Source organism: Phormidesmis sp. 146-12, from assembly GCF_052939495.1.
In genome coordinates this window covers 1-1037 of record NZ_JBJPHS010000265.1, presented here as the reverse complement: position 1 = coordinate 1037, position 1037 = coordinate 1, and the positions used below count along the sequence as shown (strand labels likewise).

Genomic DNA, 1037 nt, shown 5'->3' with positions numbered 1-1037 from the left:
GCAAATGTGGCGTTACACGGATTAGAAACCGACATCAAAGCACTCGCGTATCCTGAAGTTCGGGGGCAGAAGCTCGTCTTCTATAAAAATCTCCAGATCATTCGATACTGCGATGACTTTGTGGTTTTTCATCAGGATTTGAGCGTCGTGCAACGATGCCAGGAATTGATTGAAACATGGCTGAGTCAAATTGGACTGAAACTCAAGCCCAGCAAAACGCGCATCGGACACACCTTGGAATCTCATGCGGGGCAACCGCCCGGATTTAATTTTCTGGGCTTCCACATTCGGCAATACCGAGTCGGAAAACACCACTGCATGAGATCTCCTCGTTCCGGTAAGCACCTTGGGCACGTTACGCTCATCAAACCGAGCAAAGAAGCTGTTCTCAGGCATTTGCATGAGTTAAAGATTCGACTCAGAAACCTCAGACATGCTCCGCAAGACATCGTGATTTGGGACTTGTCCCCCCTGATTCGCGGGTGGGCACAGTACTATCAAACGGCAGTTTCGCGGAAGACCTTTGAGGCACTGGGTCATCTATTGTTTCTGAAGCTTTGGCGATGGGCAAAACGGCGACACCCCCACAAGAGTAACGTCTGGGTCATCCGCAAGTATTTCCGCCGCAATGGACTGGATAACTGGCGATTCATGACTCCAGAAGGTTCCTTTTTGATTCGACATACGGATCATCCGATTCAGCGTCACATCAAAGTGCAAGGCTGTCGCAGTCCGTTTGATGGAGATCAGATTTATTGGAGTACTCGACTGGGGCGGCATCCGATGCTGCCCCGCAAAGTCGCAAAGTTGCTGAAACAGCAGCAAGGACGATGCCATCACTGTGAGCGCTATTTCAGGCTAGAGGACATTCTGGAAATTCATCATCTCAATGGAAATCATCAGAATAATCGCGCCTCAAATTTGGCGCTCTTACATGGGCATTGCCACGATGCCGTTCACGGTAGAGGTATGTGTGACAAACACCACATCACTGAGGAGCCGTATGAGTCGAAAGGGTCATGTACGGTTCTGGAGCC

At 49.9% G+C, this 1037-nt stretch carries 1 protein-coding gene; it reads left to right on the top strand.

What is annotated here, in order from left to right; translation table 11 throughout:
- Nucleotides 1-1037 (top strand): group II intron reverse transcriptase (locus ACKFKF_RS35155; protein WP_446871959.1); only part of this gene is annotated, 1037 nt, incomplete at both ends.